A 21,640-nucleotide genomic window follows, 5' to 3' on the forward strand; every position below is an offset into this window, starting at 1 on the left:
AAAAAAACAGCCCCCGTCACACCCCAAACAACGCCTCGATATCCTCCGCCTGCCAGCGCCACTCACCGGCCTGGCCACCCTCCAGCACTCCAGCCGCCAGTGCAGCCTTCTCCCGTTGCAACTGGGCGATCTTCTCTTCCACCGTGCCGCGGGTGATGAGCTTGTAGACGAACACCGGTTTGTTCTGCCCGATGCGATAGGCGCGGTCGGTGGCTTGCTGTTCGGCAGCGGGGTTCCACCAGGGGTCGTAGTGGATCACGGTGTCGGCGGCGGTGAGGTTAAGGCCCACACCGCCGGCCTTGAGGCTGATCAGAAACACCGGCAGCTCGCCTTGCTGGAAGGCCTTGACCGGCGCGCTGCGATCGCGAGTGGCGCCGGTGAGCAGGGCGTAGCGAACCTGGCGCGCCTGCAGTTCGCGCTCGATCAGCGCCAGCATCGAGGTGAACTGCGAAAACAGCAGCACGCGCCGGCCTTCGCTGAGCAGGCGTTCGAGCATGTCCATGAGGCTGTCGAGCTTGCCCGACGCGCTGCCCTCGGTCGGCGCCTGGCCGGCCAGGCGCAGGTCGCAGCACACCTGGCGCAGCTTGAGCAGCGCTTCGAGGATGACGATCTGGCTGCGCGCCATGCCTTCGCCTGCGAATCTCCTCGCGCACCTTGTGGTCCAGGGCCAGGCGCACGGTTTCGTATACGTCGCGCTGGGCGTCGTTGAGTTCGACCCGATGCACGATCTCGGTCTTGGGCGGCAGCTCGGTCGCCACCTGGTCCTTGGTGCGACGCAGCAGGAAGGGGCCGATGCGGCGGTTCAGGTCGGCCAGGCGCTGGTCGTCGGCATGGCGCTCGATGGGCACGCGATAGGTGGCGGTGAAGGCCTTGGCGTCGCCCAGCCAGCCGGGCATGAGGAAGTGGAACAGCGACCACAGCTCGCCCAGGTGGTTTTCCAGTGGCGTGCCGCTCAGGCACAGCCGCTGGCGCGCCTGAAAGCGTCGCGCGGCCTGGGCGGCCTTGGTGTTGGCGGTCTTGATGTACTGCGCCTCATCGAGCACCAGCAGGTGCAGCTGCAGGCTGGCGATCTGCTCGATGTCCTTGGGCAGCAGGGCATAGGTGGTCAGCAGCAGGTCGTAACGGTGCAGGTCGGCGAAATGCTGCTTGCGGCCGGTGCCTTGCAGGGCCAATACCTTCAGTGAAGGGGCGAAGCGTGCGGCCTCATCGAGCCAGTTGGGCACAAGGCTGGTGGGCATCACCACCATGGCCGGGCGATCGAGGCGGCCGGCTTCCTTTTCACACAGCACGTGGGCCAGGGTTTGCAACGTCTTGCCCAGCCCCATGTCGTCGGCCAGCACACCGCCAACGCCCAACGCGCGCAGGTTCTGCATCCAGGCCAGGCCTTGCAGCTGGTAGGGGCGCAGGGTGGCGTGCAAGCCCTGCGGCGGCGCCTGGCTATCGCCCAGCGGTGCGCGCAGGCGCTCGGCCAGTTCGCGCAATTGCTCGCCGCCTTGCCACTGCAACGGCAGGGCATGAAGCGCGCTCAGCTGGGGGCGTCCGGGGTTGCCAGGCGCAGCTTCTGTTCGTGGCCTTCCAGGCGGTAGAGGTCGCCGAGTGCGGCCACCACGGGTTTGAGCCGGCCCCAGGGCAGCGCCACCTGGCGAACCCGGCCATTGCCTGCGCCGTTGCCGGGCAGCGGCACGATCAATTGCTCGTCGTCACGCCGCCGCGCCACGCTCGCCGGGCGCAACAGCTCGGGGTTCAGGCGCAGCAGGTTAAGCAGGATCGGCAGCAGGCTCAGGCGCTGGCCGTCCACCTCGATGCCCAGCTCCAGTTCGAACCAGTCGCGTTCGCTGGCGTCTTCTACCGTGGCGTACCAGCCCTGAACCGGCATCAGGTCGAAGGCGAAGTTTTCTGCGTATTCGATCTGCCAGCCCTCGCCGCGCAGGCGCGGCAGCTCGCTTTGCATGAAGCGCAGCCAGGCGCCGTCACCGGCCAGCTCGTACAGTTCGCCGGCGCTTTCAGGCAACGCCTTGCTCTGGCGGGTCGCCAGTTTGAAGCCAAAGCTTTGAAGCACCTCGCGCAGCTGGCGCTCGCGTGCCGGTTGCCGTGCGACCGCCGAGCCGCGCGCGGTGATGCTGCCACTGACGAACTGGCCGTCATAGCCGAACGCCAGGGCTGCACGGTGCTGCACCTGGCGCTGCATGCGGCCGTTGCGCGGCTCGAAGGCGCTGAATTCAACGCTGCCCAGCCACAAACGTGGCTGGGGGCAAGGGCGCGAAGGGCTTAGCGGTTCGTCCATGGGCGCTTAGCCGGCTTCGGGGGCCAGGCGTTCGAGCAACGCCTCAAGGGTATTGAAGCGCTCGTCGGCGCGCTCCATCGGCACGCTGAAACGGAACAGCGTGGCACCTTCGAACTTGTAGCGGTTCGGCTGGCCCTGGATGAGCTTGATCAGCACCAGCGGGTCGACCGGAGTTTGCGCACCGAACTCAATGCGACCACCCTGCGGGCCGGCGTCGATCTTGACGATGCCCAGTTGCCTCGGCCTTGAGCTTGAGCAGCGTCAGGCGCATCAGGTTCTTGGTCGGGTCCGGCAGCAGGCCGAAGCGGTCGATCATTTCCACCTGCAGGTCCTTGAGGCCTTCTTCATCGGCGGCCGAGGCAATGCGTTTGTAGAGAATCAGCCGCGCATGCACATCGGGCAGGTAGTCGTCGGGGATCAGCGCCGGCAGGCGCAGGTTGATGTCCGGCCCGCCGCCCAGCGGTTGCTCAAGGTTGGGCTGTTCGCCCTTCTGGATGGCCTTGACCGCGCGCTCGAGCATTTCCATGTAGAGGGTGAAGCCCACCGCCTGGATCTGCCCGCTCTGGCCGTCGCCGAGCAATTCGCCGGCGCCGCGGATTTCCAGGTCGTTGGTGGCCAGCACGAAGCCTGCGCCCAGGTCCTGGGTGTTGGCGATCGCCTCCAGGCGCTTTTCGGCGTCCGGGGTGATGGCCTGGCGCGACGGGGTCAGCAGGTAGGCGTAGGCCTGGTGGTGGCTGCGGCCCACGCGCCCGCGCAACTGGTGCAACTGGGCCAGGCCGAACTTGTCGGCGCGCTCGATGATGATGGTGTTGGCGCTGGGCACGTCGATGCCGGTTTCGATGATGGTCGAGGCCACCAGCACGTTGAAGCGCTTGTGGTAGAAGTCGCTCATCACCTGTTCGAGCTCGCGCTCGCGCATCTGCCCGTGGCCGATGCCGATACGCGCTTCGGGCACCAGTTCGGCGAGGTCTGCCGCGCATTTCTCGATGGTTTTCACATCGTTGTGCAGGAAGTACACCTGGCCGCCACGCAACAGCTCACGCAACAGCGCCTCCTTGATGGTGCTCTTGTTCTGCTCCATGACGAAGGTGCGCACCGACAGGCGCCGGGCCGGCGGGGTGGCGATGATCGACAGGTCGCGCATGCCCGACATGGCCATGTTCAAGGTGCGCGGGATGGGCGTGGCGGTCAGGGTGAGGATGTCGACCTCGCTGCGCAGCGCCTTGAGCTGCTCCTTCTGGCGCACGCCGAAACGGTGTTCTTCATCGATGATGGCAAGGCCCAGCTGCTTGAACTTGACGTCTTCGGACAGCAGCTTGTGGGTGCCGATGACGATGTCGATCTTGCCCTCGGCCAACTCCGCCACCGCAGCGTCGACTTCCTTGGCCGACTTGAAGCGGCTCATCACCTCCACCCGCACCGGCCAGTCGGCGAAGCGGTCGCGGAAGCTGTTGTAGTGTTGCTGGGCGAGCAGGGTGGTGGGCACCAGCACTGCCACCTGGCGGCCGCTGTGCACGGCGATGAACGCTGCGCGCATGGCCACTTCGGTCTTGCCGAAGCCGACGTCGCCGCACACCAGGCGGTCCATCGGCCTGGGCGCAAGCATGTCGGCACGCACGGCTTCGATGGCGCTGTACTGGTCGGGGGTTTCCTCGAAGGCGAAGCCTGCGCTGAAGGTCTGGTAGTCCAGCGCCGGGTCGGCGAAAGCGTGGCCTTTGCGTGCAGCACGGCGCGCATAGATGTCGAGCAGCTCGGCGGCCACGTCGCGCACCTGCTCGGCCGCCTTGCGCTTGGCCTTTTGCCAGGTTTCCGAGCCCAGCCGGTGCAAGGGGGCCAGGGCATCGTCGCTGCCGGTGTAGCGCGCGATCAGGTGCAGGCTGGCCACCGGCACGTAGAGCTTGGCTTCGTCGGCGTAGGCCAGGGTGAGGAATTCGGCAGCCTGGCCATCGATCTCCAGAGTCGCCAGGCCCAGGTAGCGGCCCACGCCGTGGTCGATGTGCACCACCGGGGCGCCTTCGCGCAGTTCGGTGAGGTTCTTGATCACCGCGTCGCTGCTGGCGTCGTTGCGCTTGTCGCGGCGCCGGCGCTGCATCACTCGTTGGCCGAACAGCGGGCTTTCCGGAACCAGCGCAAGGGCCGGCTCGTGCAGGCACAGGCCTTCTTCCAGCGGTGCGAGGGTGATGGCCAGGCGATCATCGCTGCTGACGAACTCTTCCCAGCTGTCTACGCCCTTGGGCCGCAGCTTCAGGCGTTCGAGCAGTTCCAGCAGCACCTCACGGCGGCCAGCCGACTCGGCGGTGAACAATACCCGGCCAGGGAACTGGTCGAGAAAGGTCGCCAGCGCACTCATGGGCTGGCTGGCCTTGGCTTCGATGGCCAGGTTCGGCAGCGGCTCGCAGGGCACGCTTGCCTTGCCGCCTTCGACTTCGCGCCCTGCAACTACCCGCGGCCAGGCTTTGAGGCGAGCGAAGCAGTCTTCGACCGGAAGAAACAATTCAGCAGGCGGTAATAAAGGCCGCATGGGGTCGATCCGGCGCTCTTCGAAGCGGCCGCGCACATCGCTCCAGAACTGCTCGGCCGCCTGCTCGATACCAGGCAGGGAAATCACCTGCGTGCCTTCAGGCAGGTAGTCGAACAGCGTTGCGGTGCTTTCGAAGAACAGCGGCAGGTAGTACTCGATGCCGGCCGGGGTGATGCCGCTGTTGAGATCCTGGAAGATCGGGCTCTTGCGGAAGTCCACGTCGAAGCGTTCACGAAAGCGCGCCTTGAAGCGGGTGACCGCGTCTTTCTGCAGCGGGAACTCCCGCGCCGGCAGCAGCCGCACCGACTCGACCTTGTCCACCGAGCGCTGGGTCTCGGGGTCGAAGGTGCGCAGGGTTTCGATCTCGTCGTCGAACAGGTCGATGCCGGTAGGGCAGGCGGCTGCCCATGGGGAACAGGTCGATCAGCGCGCCGCGCACGGTGAATTCGCCGTGCTCGTAGACTGTGTCCACGTAGCGGTAGCCGGCCGCTTCCAGGCGCGTGCGAGTCTGCTCCACGTCGAGTTTCTGGCCCACGTCCAGCACCAGGCTGCTGCCCAGCAGGAACTGCGTCGGTGCCAGGCGATGGAGCGCCGTGGTGATCGGCACTACAAGCACGCCGTGGGCGAGTTCAGGCAGGCGATAAAGGCTGGCGATGCGCTGCGAGACGATGTCCTGGTGCGGGGAGAACAGGTCGTACGGCAGGGTTTCCCAGTCGGGAAAGTGCAATACCGGCAGCTGCGGTGCGAAGAAGCGCAGCTCCTGCTCGAGGCGGTCGGCGCTCTGGCTGTCGGCGGTGAGCAGCAAGGTGAAGCGCTGCGCAGCACTTGCAGCTTCGGCGATGGCCAGGGCAGGGCCGCGCCGTGCAGGCCGCTCCAGGTCTGTTTGCCAATGGACGCGGCAGCGGCCGCAGTGGGCAGGGGCGGAAGGCGCAATACAGGCACGGTCAGGGTGCACTCCTGGCGAACGAACGGGCTTTCAGAAGAGATCAACCACTATACCGGCCAGGAGTGCCGGCTGTCAGGCCTGGCAGGCGCATGCGAGCTTCCGCGGCCCTGGCGCGGTCTATGCAGCCGTCGTCAGTGCGGTAGATTGCTATTCAAACAGGGGCACGTTCATAATGTAGCCCCGTTTTTCATCCCCTACATGTGGAAGGTTCCCCGTGACTCAGAAGCCCGACCAGTGCCTTGGTGAATGGATTGATCGTGAAGCGCTCGCGGAGGCGATGATCCCGCTCATTGGCCAGCTTTACCGCAACAACAACGTGGTGAGCTCGATTTTCGGCGTAAGCCTGATCAACCGCTCTGTCATTCAGATCCTCAAGGCCCACCCGCTTCGCCCGCCACCGCCAGGCTGACGAGCACGAGCTGTCGGTGCATGAAACCTTCCCGCTGATCAAAGCGATGAGCGAGCTCAAGCTCGGCGCCGCCTCGGTCGACCTGGGCAAGCTTGCAGAAAAATTCAAGGCCGAAGGCAACGGCCGCAGCGCCGACCAGTTCGTGCGTGAAGAGCTGGCCGAAGTCGTCGGCAAGCAGACCACCACCCTGGGCGTGCGCAAGGGCCAGGACGTCGTGCTGTACGGTTTCGGCCGCATCGGCCGCCTGCTGGCGCGCATCCTGATCGAAAAAACCGGCGGCGGCGACGGCCTGCGCGTTCGCGCCATCGTGGTTCGCCAGGGCTCCAAGGACGACCTGGCCAAGCGCGCCAGCCTGCTGCGCCGCGACTCGGTCCACGGCACCTTCGAAGGCACCATCCAGGTCGACGAAGAGCACAACACGCTCAACGTCAACGGCAACCTGATCCAGGTGATCTACGCCAAGAGCCCGGCCGAGGTGGACTACACCCAGTACGGCATCGAGAACGCGCTGATCGTCGACAACACCGGCGTATGGCGTGACGCCGAGGGCCTGCAACAGCACCTGGCCTGCCCAGGCGCTGCCCGCGTGGTGCTCACCGCGCCAGGCAAGGGCAAGCTCAAGAACATCGTGCACGGCATCAACCATGGCATCATCGAAGACAGCGACCAGATCATCTCGGCGGCGTCCTGCACCACCAACGCCATCGTGCCGGTGCTCAAGGCAGTGAATGATCAATATGGCATCGTCAACGGCCACGTCGAAACCGTTCACTCCTACACCAACGACCAGAACCTGATCGACAATTTCCACAAGGGGTCGCGCCGTGGCCGCAGCGCCGCGCTGAACATGGTCATCACCGAAACCGGTGCTGCCACCGCAGCCGCCAAGGCCCTGCCTGAACTGGCCGGCAAGCTGACCGGCAACGCCATTCGCGTGCCCACGCCGAACGTGTCGATGGCCATCCTCAGCCTGAACCTGGAAAAGGCAACCAGCCGCGAAGAGATCAACGAGTACCTGCGCGATGTGTCGCTGCACTCGGAGCTGTCCAAGCAGATCGACTACGTGGATTCCAGCGAAGTGGTTTCCACTGACTTCGTCGGCTCGCGTTACGCCGGTGTGGTCGATGCCCAGGCCACCATCGTCAACGACAACCGCGTGAACCTGTACGTGTGGTACGACAACGAGTTCGGCTACAGCTGCCAGGTGGTGCGCGTGCTCGAGGACATGGCGAAGGTCAACCCGCCAGCGTTCCCGCATTGATGCACGGCTGATGCAATGACGGCGCCCCGGTCATTGACCGGGGCGTTTTCGCTTCTGGTCAGGCGTCGCCCGTTACACGGCCTCCCGCTGGTTTTTTGTGGTGTGATGGTTTTGCTCCGTCGTCGCGCGGCAAGCCGCCCTTGTATGGTGATACTTGAAGGGGGAGGAGGGACAAGCCGCCCATCTGATTGCTCTGACCAGCAATACAGCCAGTGAGAGAAAACGTCCCTCCCCCTTCACCCAAGCGCCGATAAAGAATGCTTCGGTCGTAAACGACGATAGCGACAAGGCTGCGCCACTGGGTGCCCCCTTCAAGTATCGTCAAAGCTAACCGGAGTGGCCGACCATGGCAAACCGTGTGCAACGTACCGAGTTGGGTGTCGATGTCGCCAAGGACGAACTGGTGATCTACCGCAGCGATTGCGACAGCCTGACGCGCATCCCCAATACAAAACCTCAAATCAAGGCCTGGCTCAGATCACTGCCCGCCCAGGCCGTGATCGCACTCGAGCCTACCAATGCCTATCACTACGATGTGACGGAACTGGCTCATGCAGCCGGCTTCGACGTGTTTGTGATCGACGGCTACCGCTTGAACAATTACCGTAAGGGAATCGGCCAGCGGGCCAAGACCGACCCTTGCGATGCGCGTTTGCTGGCGCGTTATCTGAAAAACGAAGGTGACGAACTGCGCCCCTGGTCGCCACCCCCACCGGCCTACCGCAAGCTTCAAAGCCTCTTGCGCCGGCGCGCGGTGGTGGTTAAAAGCCTGCAGTGCATGCAGCTGAGCCTGGACGGCGAGCCGGCACTGAAAGCCGAACTTGCGCAGATCAAGCGGCAGCTGGGGCTTGCGCTTCGCAGCATGGAAAAGAAGATCCACGAGGCGCTCAGAGAGGCCAACCTGCTGAGTCACGCCAAACGTATTCAGGCCATCGAGGGCATAGGCCCGTTGACGGCTGCTGGCTTGATCATGGCCTTCATCCGCGGCGACTTGACGTCTTCCGACGCCTTCATCGCCTTCCTCGGCCTGGACTTGCGCGTGTCGGACTCAGGCAGGAAACAGGGCCAGCGATGCCTGAGCAAGCGAGGCTGTGGTGAGATCAGACGCCTGCTCCACAACGCTGGAATGAGTGCCAGCCGCACCGCACAGTGGAAAGGGTTCTACGAACATCACCGGGCCAGAGGGCTGGCAACGACACAGGTACTGGTCATGCTCGCGCGAAAGCTGGCGCGTGTGGCATTCGCGTTGATGAAGGGTGGCACCGAGTACCAGGCCGTCACGAGAAGTTATGGGGCCACCGTTAGCGCCTGAAAAAGCTGCTGGAGGTTCGAAGCGGTGATGAACCAACCGAGGCGATTCTGTCACCTCGGCGCTTACGGCTGGGCGCGAGTACAGCTGTGGGCCCCGCATCGCCCGGCAAGCCGGCCTCCCACGCATTGGCAGCGTGACCCCGGCGCTACGCCGGGGCTGCAAGATGGTCAGAGACAGGGGTTGCAAAAACCATAGAATCTCCCACCAAAGCTTCGGAATCACGCCTCAAAGTGGGAGGGCGGCTTGCCGCGCGACATAGCAACAGCTTTCAACTACCTCTTTATTGATACTTTTAAAATATCCCTTTCCTATCTTTTATATATTTTTAATTATTACCCCCGTTCCGTAATCTCCGGCCAAGGGCCACCCGTGCCCCATCTGCACCCCTCCAATAACAACAGGCGATCCCACGACAGTGACCATCGCCAGCCCCCTCGGAGCCTGAAATGCCCTACAAAAGAGCCTGCTTCGCCTGGCCGTGGTATTGGCGCTGTTCAACAGCCAGGTAACCCTCGCAGCCAACACCGCCGACCTACCCTGCAAGACCACCGAGGAGTGCGCCGCGCAGGCCGCGAAGATCGGTGCCACGGTCGACAAGCCCAAGCCCCGAGGCAACGCAGGCGACAGCCAGTTCGCCTGGCTCAACCGGATCAACAAAGCCTCGATCGTAATGCTCACCGAAGAGGGCATCGTCAAACCCGAGATGGGCCAGAAGATCGCGACCGGGGTGCGCTATGCCATCGACCAGGGCGAGCAGCCCAATGGCAAGCGGCCCAGCGATGTGTTGCAGCTCGAAGAGATCATGATCGAAAAGATCGGCCCCGAAGCCTCGCTCATCCACTCCGGCCGCAGCCGCCAGGACATGCTCGCCACCTACCGCCTGGCGACGCTGCGTTCCGATGTGCTCGCCTACAGCCAGGCGCTGAATGCCACGCGCGGGCGGCTGCTGGCGCTGGCCGACAAGAACATCGACACTCTGGTGCCGGCCTACACCAACGGTGTGCAGGCCATGCCCATCACCTACGCCCATTACCTGCTCGCGTTCGAGGCCGCCTTCGACCGTGACGGCCAGCGCATCCGCGAGCTCTACGCGCGGCTGAACCAGAGCCCGATGGGCACGGCAGTGCTGGCCAACTCGGCTTACCCGCTCAATCGCGAACGGCTGGCCGAGCTGCTGGGGTTCGACGGTGTGCGCGAGAACTCCCTGGATTCCAGCCAGGTGTCGACCTATGACATCTCTATCGAGGCGGCCGACATTGCGTCGTCCTCGGCGATCCGCGTGGGCGCGCTGATGGGCGACATCCACACGCAGTACCACCAGATCCGGCCCTGGCTGCTGCTGGACGAAGAAAAAACCTATACCAGCAGCGCCATGCCGCAGAAGCGCAACCCTGGCCTGTTGATGCGCGCCCGCGAAAAAGCCTCCGATGTGGTGGGCCTGGCGCAGGCGGTCACCGTGCGTGCGCACAATGTGACCACCGGCATGACCGACTACAAGTTCGCCTTCGACTCGCTGGGCGTGTTCGACTCGGCCAAGGACATGTTCGCCGCAACCGATGCGGTGTTCGATGCGCTTCAGGTCAACCCGCAGCGCGCCCGCGAGGAGCTGGAAAATGAGTGGACCACCTCCATGGAACTGGCCGACACGCTGGAGCGCACGCACAAGGTGCCGTTTCGCATCGGCCACAGCTTCGCCTCGCTTATCGTGGAGCAGGCACGCGACCAGGGCCTGACGCCCAAGACCTTCCCCTATACCGATGCACAGAAGCTCTATGCCCAGGCTGCGGACAAGTACCAATGGAAGCCCAACAGCCTGCCGCTGGATGAAGCGACCTTCCGCGCCTCGCTGTCCCCGGAGAACATGATCAAGACCCGCAAGGGCACTGGCGGGCCGCAACCTGAAGAGGTCAAACGCATGCTGGCCGAGGCGCACGGGAACCTTGAGGCGGATCAACGCTGGCTGGCCGAGCGCCGGCAGAAGCTGGCGCAGGCCGACGGCACGCTGGATCAAGCGTTCGGCAAGCTGCTGCAAGGCAAGGAGTAGCCGCTCGGCACCCGCCGCTGTTCGGCCAAGCCTGCCAGCGCCAGCAGCCTGTGCCGCCTGGGCATCGACGTTGCGTTGGTGTTGTGGTTATTGTGCGGCCACCATCAAAACTTGCAGCGGGATCGATCACCATGGAGCTTCGTCATCTGCGCTATTTCGTGATGGTGGCCGAGGAGCGGCATTTCACCCGAGCAGCGGCGCGGCTGAACATGCAGCAGCCGCCCTTGAGCCAGCAGATCCGGGCGCTGGAAGACGAACTGGGTTTCGAGCTGTTCAGGCGCCACCCCAAAGGCGTAGACCTGACCGCAGGGGGCCAGGTGTTCCTGCACGAGGCGCAGGGGATCCTCGCTCGTGTGGAGGAGGGGGCGCAAAAGGCCGCGCGCGCGGCCCACGGCATCGAGGGCCAATTGGCGGTGGGCTTTACCAGTTCCGCTGCGGCGCACCCGCTGATCCCGCGGATCATCCGCGCCTACCGTGAACGCTTCCCGGGCGTGGCGGTGTCGCTCAAGGAAGGCAGTGCGCAGGAACTTACCGAGGCGGCCATCGAAGGTGGGGTGGATGTGGGCATCCTGCGGGCGCCGGTGAGCCGGCACCCGGGCATCGAATTCCATCGCCTGCTCAATGAACCCATGCTACTGACCCTGCCGGTGGGGCACCCCTTGCTGGCCGGGCATCAGCCCGTCGGCGAGGCCCCGGTCATCTCGCTCAAGGCCCTGGCCTGCGAGAGTTTCATCTGGTGCGCAGGCCCGGTGCTCCGGGCATGTACGCCAACCTCATCAAGGCCTGCCAGCACGCCGGCTTCAACCCCCGCATCGCCTTCGAAGTCGAGCGCATGCTCACCAACGTCAGCCTGGTCGCGGCGGGGGCGGGGGTGTCCATCGTGCCGGCGTCGATGAAGGGTGTGCACAAGGACAGCGTGGTGTACTGCCCCATCGCCGATGCGCGGCCTCGTTTGCAGGCGCCGATCACGCTAGTGTGCCGTGGCTTCAATCAGCTGCCACCGCTGCGCAATTTCGTAGCGCTTTCCCGTGAGCTGTGTGGGCGACGTGCTGCAGCCCCTGAAACACAAATGCCAGTCAGCAGAGCTGACTGGCATTTGTGTTAGCGGCCGGGTACTTCGCTCAGGCGTTGGCCGGGTCAGCCATGCGCAACTGATGGCGGTTGCCGCGGAACAGCACCAGGGTCGCGATCAGGCCCATGATCGCCGCGCCGGTGAGCCACAGGCCGGGGGCTGCGTCGTTGGCCAGGGTGTGGATCAGCCAGGTGCAGGCCGCAGGCGTGAAGCCGCCGAAGGTCGCGGTCGCCAGGCTGTAGGCCAGCGAGAAACCAGTGGTGCGCACGTCACGCGGCATCACTTCGGTCAGCGCCACGACCATCGCGCCGTTGTACGAGCCATACAGGAACGACAGCCATAGCTCGACCATCAGCAGGTGGGCAAAGCTCGGCGAGCTGGTCAGCCAGCTCAGCAACGGGTAGGCGGTGAGAATCGCCAGCACGGTGGTGGAAACCAGCAGCGGCTTGCGGCCGATACGGTCGGACACCGCGCCCATCACCGGCAGCCAGATGAAGTTGGAAATGCCCACGCACACCGTCACCAGCAGCGCATCCAGGTCAGTCAGGTGCAGCACGGTCTTGCCGAAGGTCGGGGTGTAGGCTGTGATCAGGTAGAACGACACGGTGGTCATCACCACCATCGCCATGCCGGCGATCACCAGGCCGAAGTTCTGGCCGATCGAACGCATCACTTCGGAGAAGCTCGGGCGGTGGGTGCGCGCTTCGAACTCGGGGTTTCTTCCAACGAGCGGCGGATGATGAAAATCGCCGGCACGATGGCGCAGCCGACCAGGAACGGCACGCGCCAGCCCCATTGGGTCATGTCTTCAGGGGTGAGCCAGTGATTGAGTGCCACGCCCAGCAAGCCTGCGAACACCACGGCCACTTGCTGGCTGGCCGATTGCCAACTGACGAAGAAGCCCTTGCGGCCCGGGGTCGCGATCTCGGAAAGGTACACCGACACACCGCCCAGCTCGACGCCTGCGGAAAAGCCCTGCAACAGGCGGCCCGCCAACACCAGCAGCGGCGCAGCCACACCGAGCGTTGCGTAGCCCGGCACCAGCGCGATCAACAACGTTCCCGCAGCCATCAGCGCAAGCGTCACGATCAGGCCTTGACGGCGGCCGTGTTTGTCGATGTAGGCACCGAGGAAAATCGCACCCAGCGGGCGCATGAGAAAGCCGGCACCGAAGGTGGCCAGCGAGAGCATCAGGGATGCGAATGGATCGTCGGAGGGGAAAAACGCCTTGGCGATGGCGGTGGCGTAGTAGCCATACACCATGAAGTCGAACATTTCCAGGAAGTTGCCGCTGACAACGCGAAAGATCGCCTTGCCCTTGCCGGTGGTTGAGGCCATGAATGCACCTTGTTTGTAGTTGTTTGGCGGGTTCGAATCCCTGAACCAGACAGCCCGGTAGGCCGGTGCGCGCTCACGCGCAGTTTGCGACGACGCTGATCGACGGTATTTGTAACGATATGCGTATCGAAGGTGGCAAGCAAGCCGAATCCGTTCAGCGGTGCTCTGCGATGAGGGCTGGCGCACATTCCCGTGGCACGTTGTCGCAGCAAGAAATGGCATTTCTGTCGACCAAGGGGTAATGTGCGCGTCACTCGCTGTTCATTAAAATGCACAAGCCAGCTTTAAATAAGTGCCGCCCATGGCATGTGAAGCCCGGCGCAAACCGTGCGCCAGGGCCTGTTCTGAGGAGTACGCATGGCTGTCTATAACTACGACGTAGTGGTGCTGGGCTCGGGCCCGGCGGGTGAGGGCGCGGCAATGAACGCCGCCAAGGCCGGGCGCAAGGTGGCCATGGTCGACAGCCGCCGCCAGGTCGGCGGCAACTGCACCCACCTGGGTACCATTCCGTCCAAGGCGTTGCGCCATTCGGTCAAGCAGATCATCCAGTTCAACACCAACCCGATGTTCCGGGCCATCGGTGAGCCGCGCTGGTTCTCCTTCCCCGATGTGCTGCGCAGCGCCGAGCGGGTGATCGCCAAGCAGGTGGCTTCGCGCACCAGCTACTACGCCCGCAACCGGGTCGACGTGTTCTTCGGCACCGGCAGCTTCGAAGACGAACAAACCGTGAGCGTGGTCTGCGCCAACGGCGCGCAAGAGCGCCTGGTGGCCAACCAGATCGTCATCGCCACGGGCTCGCGCCCCTATCGCCCGGTCGATATCGACTTCAGCCACGACCGCATCTACGACAGCGACACCATCCTCAGCCTCACCCACACCCCGCGCAAGATCATCATCTATGGCGCCGGCGTGATCGGCTGTGAATACGCCTCGATCTTCAGCGGCCTGGGTGTGCTGGTCGAGCTGGTCGATACGCGCGACCAGTTGCTCAGCTTCCTGGACTCGGAAATCTCCCAGGCGCTGAGCTACCACTTCAGCAACAACAACGTGATGGTGCGCCACACCGAGGAGTACGAGCGGGTCGAAGGCACTGAGCACGGCGTGGTGCTGCACCTGAAATCCGGCAAGAAGATCAAGGCCGATGCCTTGCTGTGGTGCAACGGCCGCACCGGCAACACCGACCGCCTGGGCCTTGAGAACATCGGCGTGAAAACCAACAGCCGTGGCCAGATCGACGTCGACGAGGCTTACCGCACCAGCGTGCCGAACATCTATGGTGCAGGCGATGTGATCGGCTGGCCGAGCCTGGCCAGCGCCGCGTACGACCAGGGCCGCTCGGCCTCGGGCAGCATCGTCGAGAACGGCAGCTGGCGCTTCGTCAATGACGTGCCGACTGGCATCTACACCATTCCGGAGATCAGCTCTCTGGGCAAGAACGAGAGCGAACTCACTCAGGCCAAGGTGCCCTATGAAGTGGGCAAGGCGTTCTTCAAGGGCATGGCGCGGGCGCAGATTTCCGATGAGCCGGTGGGCATGCTGAAGATCCTCTTCCACCGCGAAACGCTGGAAGTGCTCGGCGTGCACTGCTTCGGTGACCAGGCCTCGGAGATCGTGCACATCGGCCAGGCGATCATGAGCCAGCCGGGTGAGCAGAACACGCTCAAGTACTTCGTCAACACCACCTTCAACTACCCGACCATGGCCGAGGCTTATCGGGTGGCGGCGTACGACGGGCTCAACCGGCTTTTTCGAGCGGCTCCGGCTGGCGGCCTGAGCCGGCCGGAGGTATGCCTTTCAGCGATTCCCGAGGGTGGCGCTGGCCAAACCGGGAAAGTCTGTGATCAGGCTGTCGGCGCCGAAATCGGCGAGCCGGCGCATCAGCGCCGGTTCGTTCACCGTCCACACCGACACGTGCAGCCCCTGGCGCTGCGCTTTTTGCAAGCGTTCGGGCGTGCACAGCGTCCAGTTCAGCGCCAGCAACTCGCAGCCGTAGCTCTGGGCGACCTTCAACGGGTCGAGCCAGGCATATTCGGCCACCAGCCCGCGGCTGATATCCGGCACCAGCTCTTGCGCGGCGCGCAGCACCACGCGCGAGCTGGAGGTAATGGTGACTTTGCCCAGCAGGCCGTGGCGCTGAGCCAGCTCACGAATCGCCAGCACCGTCGTGGTGGCGCGCACCCGCGAGGCGCTCTTGACCTCAAGCTGCCAGTGCTCGAACGGGCAGGCCTCGAACAGCTGCTCCAGCGTCGGGATCGGGCAGGGGCTTACCCAGCCCGGCCCACCCTGGCGCGCGTCCATGGCAGTGAGTTCGGCAGCGGTGTAGGCCGCGACCTTGCCGCGGCGCTCGGTGGTGCGCTGCAAGGTAGGGTCGTGGATCACCATCAGTTCGCCGTCGCGTGACAGATGCAGGTCGAGCTCGCAACGGGTTACCCCGTGGCTCAGGCATTGCTGGAAGCTGGCGAGCGTACTCTCAGGGGCTTCGCCTTCGGCGCCCCGATGGCCGTAGAGAAGGGTCACGGTCTGTCCTTGGTCGCGGGAGGAAAGGGCAGCGCTCAGGAAAGGGCCTGCAGCGCCTGGGTCTCGTTGAGCTTTCTACGCTCGGCGGCCTGATGCTGCAAGACGTAACGCGCCAGCAGTTGCCGCTGCGCGTCAGTGGCGTTCTCGAATTCGGTCCCCACGTCGAAAGTGCCCTCGGCGTTGCTGTCGCAGCGCACCACCCGTGCGCGCAGCATCACACCCAGCGCCTGCGGCATCAGTGCCATCTTCACATCCAGCGTGCTGCCGACCGCCAGCGGGCGAGGGTAGCTGAACTCAAGGCCTGCCTCGGACATCACCACCGGCTGCGGCGCGCCGATGCTGCCCAGGATCGACTGCGCCATCACCTGAGTCAGCAGGTCGATGCGTTTGTTCTGCGCGCGCAAAAAAGCCGCCAGCGCGCGATTGCCTTCACCCACCTGGCGCAGCAGGTGCTGCGATTCGAAGTCTGAAAGGTGCAGTTCGCAGAGCATGGCGAACAGCGGCGCCTGCTGCGAGGCTGAATCGGCAGAGGGGGTTAAACCTGTTTCATAGGGGGTGATTTCCAGTGCGACCCGGTCACTGATGCGGTAGTATTCGCGGCGTTCCGCGTCGTCTGTCGTCTGCATGGCGAACCCAATCTGGCAGTGATGGTCCGAGTGTAAGGTCGCGCGGGCAGCCACGCCACACGGGCGACCTCTACCACTGCGAACAAGCCCCTTACATGTTCAGACCTCTTTTCGTTTACATCGGCGCTCGTTACACCCGCGCCAAGCGTCGCAACCACTTCGTGTCGTTCATTTCCCTGACTTCCATGATCGGCCTCGCCCTGGGCGTGGTGGTCATGATCGTGGTGCTCTCGGTAATGAACGGCTTCGACCGCGAGATGCGTACCCGCGTGCTCGGCATGGTCCCGCACGCCACCATCGAATCGCCCACGCCCATCGACAACTGGCAGGCCCTGGCGAGCAAGGTGCAGGCCAACCCGCAAGTTGCCGCGGTTGCGCCGTTCACCCAGATGCAGGGCCTGCTCACTCATGATGGGCAGGTACAGAAAGTGCTGCTCAACGGTATAGAGCCTGCGCTCGAAGATAAGGTTTCGATCATCGATGCCTTTATTCGCGAGGGCAAACTCAGTGACCTGGCACCGGGTGAGTTCGGCATCATGATCGGCGACAAGGCGGCCAGCAAACTGGGGGTGAAGGTCGGCGACAAGGTCACCTTCGTCGCCCCGGAAGTCGCGATCACACCCGCTGGTGTGTTCCCGCGCATGAAGCGGTTCACCGTCGCCGGCATCTTCCACGTCGGCGCCGGTGAGATCGACGGCTACCTGGGCGTGACCAACCTGGAAGACCTCGGCCGCCTGCACCGCTGGAAACCCGGCCAGGTGCAGGGCATCCGCCTGAAGTTCGACGACCTGTTCCAGGCGCCCAAGCTTGCCTGGGAGCTGGCAGGGCAGCTGCACGGCGATTACTACGCCCGCGACTGGACCCGCACCCACGGCAACCTCTACCAGGCCATCCGCATGGAAAAGAACATGATCGGCCTGCTGTTGCTGCTGATCGTGGCGGTGGCGGCGTTCAACATCATTTCGACCCTGGTGATGGTGGTCAACGACAAGCGCGGTGACATCGCCATCCTGCGCACCCTTGGCATGACACCCCGGCAGATCATGGGCGTGTTCATGGTGCAGGGCACCGTGATCGGCGTGGTCGGCGTGGCGGTGGGGGCGGTGCTGGGCATTCTGGCTGCGCTCAACGTCAGCAGTGCGATTGCCGGGCTCGAGCGCCTGATCGGGCATGAATTCCTCAACCCGGACGTCTACTTCATCGACTACATCCCTTCGCAGGTCATCGCCCAGGACGTTTACCTGGTCTGTGGCGCGGCGCTGGTGCTGAGTTTCTTCGCTACCCTCTACCCGGCCTGGCGCGCAGCGCGCACGCAGCCGGCGGAGGCGCTTCGCTATGAGTGAGCCACGCATGAACGATAAAGCCGTGCTGAGTTGCCGCAACCTGGGCAAATCCTACGACGCAGGGCCCGGCGTCGGTGACGGTGCTGCACAACCTGCAGCTGGAACTGCACGCGGGTGAGCGTGTGGCCATCATCGGCAGCTCCGGCTCGGGCAAAAGCACGTTGCTGAACCTGCTGGGCGGCCTCGATACGCCTACCACCGGCAGCGTCTGGCTGGCCGGCGAAGAGCTCTCGGCGCTCAACGAGCGCGACCGTGGCCTGTTGCGTAACCGCGCCCTGGGCTTCGTCTACCAGTTTCACCACCTGCTGCCGGAATTCACGGCACTTGAGAACGTCTGCATGCCCTTGGTGATCGGCAAGGTGGCCATCCCCGAAGCCCGCCAGCGCGCCACCGCGCTGCTGGAGCGCGTCGGCCTGGGGCATCGCCTTTCGCACAAGCCGGCCGAGCTGTCCGGCGGTGAGCGCCAGCGCGTGGCGATCGCCCGCGCACTGGTCAACCGCCCGGGGCTGGTGATGCTCGACGAGCCCACCGGCAACCTCGACCAGCACACCGCCCAAGGCATCCAGGAGCTGATGCTGGAGTTGAGCCAGTCGTTGCGAACCGCCTTCCTGGTGGTCACACACGACACGGCGCTGGCGCGGCAGATGGACCGCACGCTCAAGCTCGACGACGGCCACCTGGTCGCGCTCTGATCCCGAGGCATTCATGTTCAGACCCTTGATCTTCTTCATCGGCGCCCGCTACACCCGCGCCAAGCGGCGCAACCATTTCATCTCGTTCATCTCCATGACCTCGATGATCGGCCTGGCGCTGGGCGTGCTGGCGATGATCGTGGTGCTGTCGGTCATGAACGGCTTCCAGCGGGAAATGAGCTCGCGGATCCTCGGCATGGTGCCGCATGCCACGGTGGGCGCTACCGCCCCGCTCGATGACTGGAAGCCAGTCGCCGCCGCCGCATTGAAGAACCCTGAAGTGCAGGCTGCAGTGCCCTTTACCCAGCTCGACGGCATGTTCTCCTATAAAGGCTCGATGCAGCCGATCCAGGTCAGCGGGATCGAGCCGGGCGAGGAGGGCAAGGTGTCCATCGCTGCGTCGCACATCGTGGCCGGTAACCTGCAGGCGCTCAAGCCGGGCGAGTTCGGTGTGGTGATCGGTGAAATCACCGCCCGGCGCTTTCGCCTGGCACCGGGCGACAACATCACCCTGATCGTGCCGGAAGTCAGCAGCGCGCCCGGGGGCATCACCCCGCGGTTGCAGCGGCTGACGGTGGTGGGCATCTTCAAGGTGGGCGCCGAGCTCGACAGCAGCCTGGCGCTGATCAACGTACAGGATGCAGCCAGCCTGCAGCACTGGGCGCCGAACCAGGTGCAGAGTGTGCGCCTTAAAGTGCGAGACCTGTGGATGGCGCCCGAGGTTGCCAAGGACGTGGCGCAAGGCCTCGGCCCGCAGTACCGGGCCGATGACTGGACCCACACTCAAGGCAGCCTGTTCGCCGCCATGAAGATGGAAAAGACCATGATCGGCCTGTTGCTGCTGATGATCGTGGCAGTGGCAGCGTTCAACATCATCGCCACACTGGTGATGGTGGTGAACGACAAGGGCACCGATATCGCCATCCTGCGCACCATCGGTGCCACGCCGCGGCAGATTCTCGGGATCTTCGTGGTGCAGGGCTCGCTGATCGGCGTCGTCGGCACCTTGATCGGTGGCGTGCTCGGGGTGTTGGCCGCGCTCAACGTCAGCCAGATCGTCGGCTGGCTGGAGCGGGTGAGCGGGCAGCATATCTTTACCTCGGATGTGTATTTCATCAGCAACCTGCCGTCCGAGCTGCAATGGGGCGACGTCGGCATGATCTGCTTCGCAGGCCTGGTGATGAGCTTTCTGGCAACGCTGTACCCTGCCTGGCGTGCCGCGCAGGTGGAGCCTGCACAGGCGCTTCGCTACGAGTGAGGCGGCAGGCGCAGCTCGAAGCGCGCGCCGCCCGCCCAGGGCACGCAGGCAAGTTCGCCGCCATGGGCACGCAGGATCGAGCGGGCGATCGCCAGGCCCAGCCCTGCGTGCTCCGCGCCGCCTTCGTTGCGAGCGCTGTCGGCGCGGTAGAACCGGTCGAACAACCGCTCGCAGTGCTCGGGTGAAATGGGCGCTCCGCTGTTGCTCACGGCCAGGCGCCCATTGCTCACCTCGATCACGATTTCTCCCCCGCTGGCAGTGAAACGCAGAGCGTTGTCGAGCAGGTTCGCCAACGCTCGGCGCAGCAGCATTCGGTCACCCAGCCCCTGGCCTTGCCCTTTGCGCGTGAGCCGCACGCCAGCATCCTCGGCGAGCAGGGCGTAGTAGTCGAGCAGGGCGTCTGCTTCAACCTCCAGCGCCAGGGGTTCGGCCTGGGTAGGCAGCAGGCCGTTGTCAGCCTTGGCCAGCAGCAGCATGTCGTTCACCAGCTGTGCAAGTTGCTGCAGTTCCTCAAGGTTGCCGTGCAGCGCTTCACGGTAGTCGGCCAGCGCCCGAGGCTGGCTGAGGGTCACTTGAGTGTGAGTGAGCAGGTTCGACAGCGGCGTGCGCAATTCGTGGGCGATGTCGGCACTGAAGCTGGAAAGCCGCTCGAACGCGCCCTCCAGGCGCGCCAGCATCGCATTGAACGCCTTGGCCACTTCCGCCAGCTCCGCCGGCAGGGCCTGCTCCGGCAGGCGGGTTGTCAGCGAGTGTGCCGAAACGCTGGCGGCGACTTCACCCATACGCCGCAGCGGCCGCAGCCCGCGCCGGGCGGCCCACGCGCCGAGCAGCGCGGTGGCCAGCGCAGAGAACGCCATGGTCAGCCAGATCAGCTGCTGAACCCGCGCCAGGAAGTGCTGGTGGTGGGTGATGTCGAGCCACAGCTGGGCAGTGGCGCCCTGAGTGCCGATGGGTTGTTGCAGGACGCGGTAGTCGGTGCCGTTATCCTGCACGCGCTGCAACCGGGTGGCGGGCGTGGCATGGGGTAGGTCGGGCCGCTCATCGAACCAGTGCTCATCGCCGGGGCCCAGCACGCGCAGGCTGAGGTCGCCCTGGTGGCCGAGGGCGGCTTGCAGGCTTGAGCGCAGTTGCAGGAGGTTGCCTTGGCCTGCGCCAGCCAGCAGCGGTTCGAGCGCCTCGAACCGGGCGCTGAGCAGTTGTTCATCCAGTTCCAGAAAGTGCGTTCGCTGGCCCGGGTGAACAGCACCCCTGCCAGCAGTGACACCAGCGCGGTGCAGGCGGCGAACAGCAGCGCCAGCCGGGTGCTCAACGGCTGGCGCATCACACGCCCCGCGCTTCAAGCACGTAGCCCATGCCGCGCACGGTGTGGATCAGGCGCTCCGGGTAGGCGTCATCGACCTTGGCGCGCAGCCGGCGGATAGCGACTTCGATGACGTTGCTGTCGCTGTCGAAGTTCATGTCCCAGACTTGCGAGGCGATCAGCGATTTGGGCAGCACTTCGCCCTGGCGGCGCAGCAGCAATTCCAGCAAAGCGAATTCGCGGGCGGTGAGGTCGAGCCGCTGGCCGGCGCGCTCGGCCCGGCGGCGCAGGCGGTCCAGGCGCAGGTCGCCGGCCTGCAGCAGCGCCTCTTGCGCTGGCGCACTGCTGCGGCGCAGCAACGTGCGCACGCGCGCCAGCAGTTCGGAGAAGGCGAAGGGCTTGACCAGGTAGTCGTCGGCGCCCAGCTCCAGGCCGTGTACCCGGTCTGCCACTGCGTCGCGCGCGGTGAGGAACAACACCGGCGTTGCCAGCCCGGCAGCGCGGACGCTCTTGAGGATGTCCCAGCCGCTGCGCCCCGGCAGCATCACGTCGAGGATCAGCAGTGCATGCTCGCCTGACAGCGCCAGTTGCTCGCCGCCCAGGCCTTCGCTTGCCCATTCCACCGTGAAGCCGGCCTCGGCCAGCCCCTGGCGCAGGTAATGGCCGGTGCGGGCCTGGTCTTCGACGAGCAGCAGTTTCATGGGAATGTCCGTTGAG

Annotated in this window: 7 protein-coding genes and 8 pseudogenes; 8 read left to right on the forward strand and 7 right to left on the reverse strand. The window is 64.7% G+C overall.

From position 1 onward, the window contains the following. Positions 1 to 16: 16 nt before the first annotated feature. Positions 17 to 2,284 (reverse strand): annotated as a pseudogene (locus tag LN139_RS25455) (DEAD/DEAH box helicase). A 6-nt stretch (positions 2,285 to 2,290) separates the two neighbouring features. Then, positions 2,291 to 5,747 (reverse strand): annotated as a pseudogene (mfd, locus tag LN139_RS25460) (transcription-repair coupling factor). Positions 5,748 to 5,965: 218 nt separating this feature from the next. Here mfd and LN139_RS05255 point away from each other — a divergent pair. The 4 genes and pseudogenes from LN139_RS05255 to LN139_RS05270 all read left to right on the forward strand — a co-directional run bounded on the left by LN139_RS05255 (position 5,966) and on the right by LN139_RS05270 (position 11,882). Further along, a pseudogene (locus LN139_RS05255) lies at positions 5,966 to 7,421 on the forward strand (glyceraldehyde-3-phosphate dehydrogenase). 346 nt (positions 7,422 to 7,767) lie between these two features. Next, positions 7,768 to 8,733, forward strand: a complete 966-nt coding sequence (locus tag LN139_RS05260) for an IS110 family transposase (RefSeq protein WP_236359052.1) — start codon at positions 7,768 to 7,770, stop codon at positions 8,731 to 8,733. Between the two features lie 478 nt (positions 8,734 to 9,211). Next, complete coding sequence (locus LN139_RS05265; RefSeq protein ID WP_236359053.1) at positions 9,212 to 10,777, forward strand: argininosuccinate lyase; 1,566 nt, start codon at positions 9,212 to 9,214, stop codon at positions 10,775 to 10,777. A gap of 131 nt (positions 10,778 to 10,908) precedes the next feature. Then, a pseudogene (locus LN139_RS05270) lies at positions 10,909 to 11,882 on the forward strand (LysR family transcriptional regulator). A 16-nt stretch (positions 11,883 to 11,898) separates the two neighbouring features. Here the strand turns inward: LN139_RS05270 and LN139_RS05275 are convergent. Next, a pseudogene (locus LN139_RS05275) lies at positions 11,899 to 13,187 on the reverse strand (MFS transporter). A 357-nt stretch (positions 13,188 to 13,544) separates the two neighbouring features. Between LN139_RS05275 and sthA the strand changes: the two are divergent. After that, positions 13,545 to 14,936, forward strand: a pseudogene (sthA, locus tag LN139_RS05280) (Si-specific NAD(P)(+) transhydrogenase); the annotation flags it as partial. Positions 14,937 to 14,981: 45 nt separating this feature from the next. Here sthA and LN139_RS05285 read toward each other — a convergent pair. Both LN139_RS05285 and LN139_RS05290 read right to left on the reverse strand, forming a co-directional pair. Continuing rightward, positions 14,982 to 15,704 carry a glycerophosphodiester phosphodiesterase gene (locus LN139_RS05285; RefSeq protein WP_236360278.1) on the reverse strand — a complete coding sequence of 241 codons (723 nt, stop codon included), beginning with the start codon at positions 15,702 to 15,704 and terminating at the stop codon, positions 14,982 to 14,984. Positions 15,705 to 15,739: 35 nt separating this feature from the next. Continuing rightward, the gene (locus LN139_RS05290; protein WP_236359054.1) at positions 15,740 to 16,330 is read right to left on the reverse strand and encodes a PilZ domain-containing protein; all 591 of its coding nucleotides are present in this window, start codon (positions 16,328 to 16,330) and stop codon (positions 15,740 to 15,742) included. Between the two features lie 95 nt (positions 16,331 to 16,425). Between LN139_RS05290 and LN139_RS05295 the strand changes: the two genes are divergently transcribed. From LN139_RS05295 to LN139_RS05305, 3 genes and pseudogenes are all read left to right on the forward strand, one after another. Next, positions 16,426 to 17,673 carry a lipoprotein-releasing ABC transporter permease subunit gene (locus LN139_RS05295; RefSeq protein ID WP_236359055.1) on the forward strand — a complete coding sequence of 416 codons (1,248 nt, stop codon included), beginning with the start codon at positions 16,426 to 16,428 and terminating at the stop codon, positions 17,671 to 17,673. Between the two features lie 7 nt (positions 17,674 to 17,680). Then, positions 17,681 to 18,365 (forward strand): annotated as a pseudogene (lolD, locus tag LN139_RS05300) (lipoprotein-releasing ABC transporter ATP-binding protein LolD). Positions 18,366 to 18,378: 13 nt separating this feature from the next. Beyond that, on the forward strand, positions 18,379 to 19,623 hold the full coding sequence (locus LN139_RS05305) for a lipoprotein-releasing ABC transporter permease subunit (protein WP_236359056.1): 1,245 nt from the start codon (positions 18,379 to 18,381) through the stop codon (positions 19,621 to 19,623). Here the strand turns inward: LN139_RS05305 and LN139_RS05310 are convergent. After that, a pseudogene (locus LN139_RS05310) lies at positions 19,614 to 20,947 on the reverse strand (heavy metal sensor histidine kinase). The gene LN139_RS05305 and the pseudogene LN139_RS05310 sit on opposite strands and share 10 nt — an antisense overlap. Beyond that, on the reverse strand, positions 20,944 to 21,624 hold the full coding sequence (locus LN139_RS05315; protein ID WP_236359057.1) for a heavy metal response regulator transcription factor: 681 nt from the start codon (positions 21,622 to 21,624) through the stop codon (positions 20,944 to 20,946). The pseudogene LN139_RS05310 and the gene LN139_RS05315 overlap by 4 nt, the downstream one beginning before the upstream one ends. Positions 21,625 to 21,640: the final 16 nt, after the last annotated feature.

Origin of the sequence: Pseudomonas sp. KNUC1026 (assembly GCF_021650705.1) — a bacterium.
Taxonomy (GTDB): Bacteria; Pseudomonadota; Gammaproteobacteria; order Pseudomonadales; family Pseudomonadaceae; genus Aquipseudomonas.

Bases quoted from the DNA above. Each gene is read 5' to 3' on its own strand.
- LN139_RS05260 (WP_236359052.1), top strand. From the start codon at position 7,768: ATGGCAAACCGTGTGCAACGTACCGAGTTGGGTGTCGATGTCGCCAAG.
- LN139_RS05290 (WP_236359054.1), bottom strand. From the start codon at position 16,330: ATGCAGACGACAGACGACGCGGAACGCCGCGAATACTACCGCATCAGT.
- LN139_RS05295 (WP_236359055.1), top strand. From the start codon at position 16,426: ATGTTCAGACCTCTTTTCGTTTACATCGGCGCTCGTTACACCCGCGCC.
- LN139_RS05305 (WP_236359056.1), top strand. From the start codon at position 18,379: ATGTTCAGACCCTTGATCTTCTTCATCGGCGCCCGCTACACCCGCGCC.
- LN139_RS05315 (WP_236359057.1), bottom strand. From the start codon at position 21,624: ATGAAACTGCTGCTCGTCGAAGACCAGGCCCGCACCGGCCATTACCTG.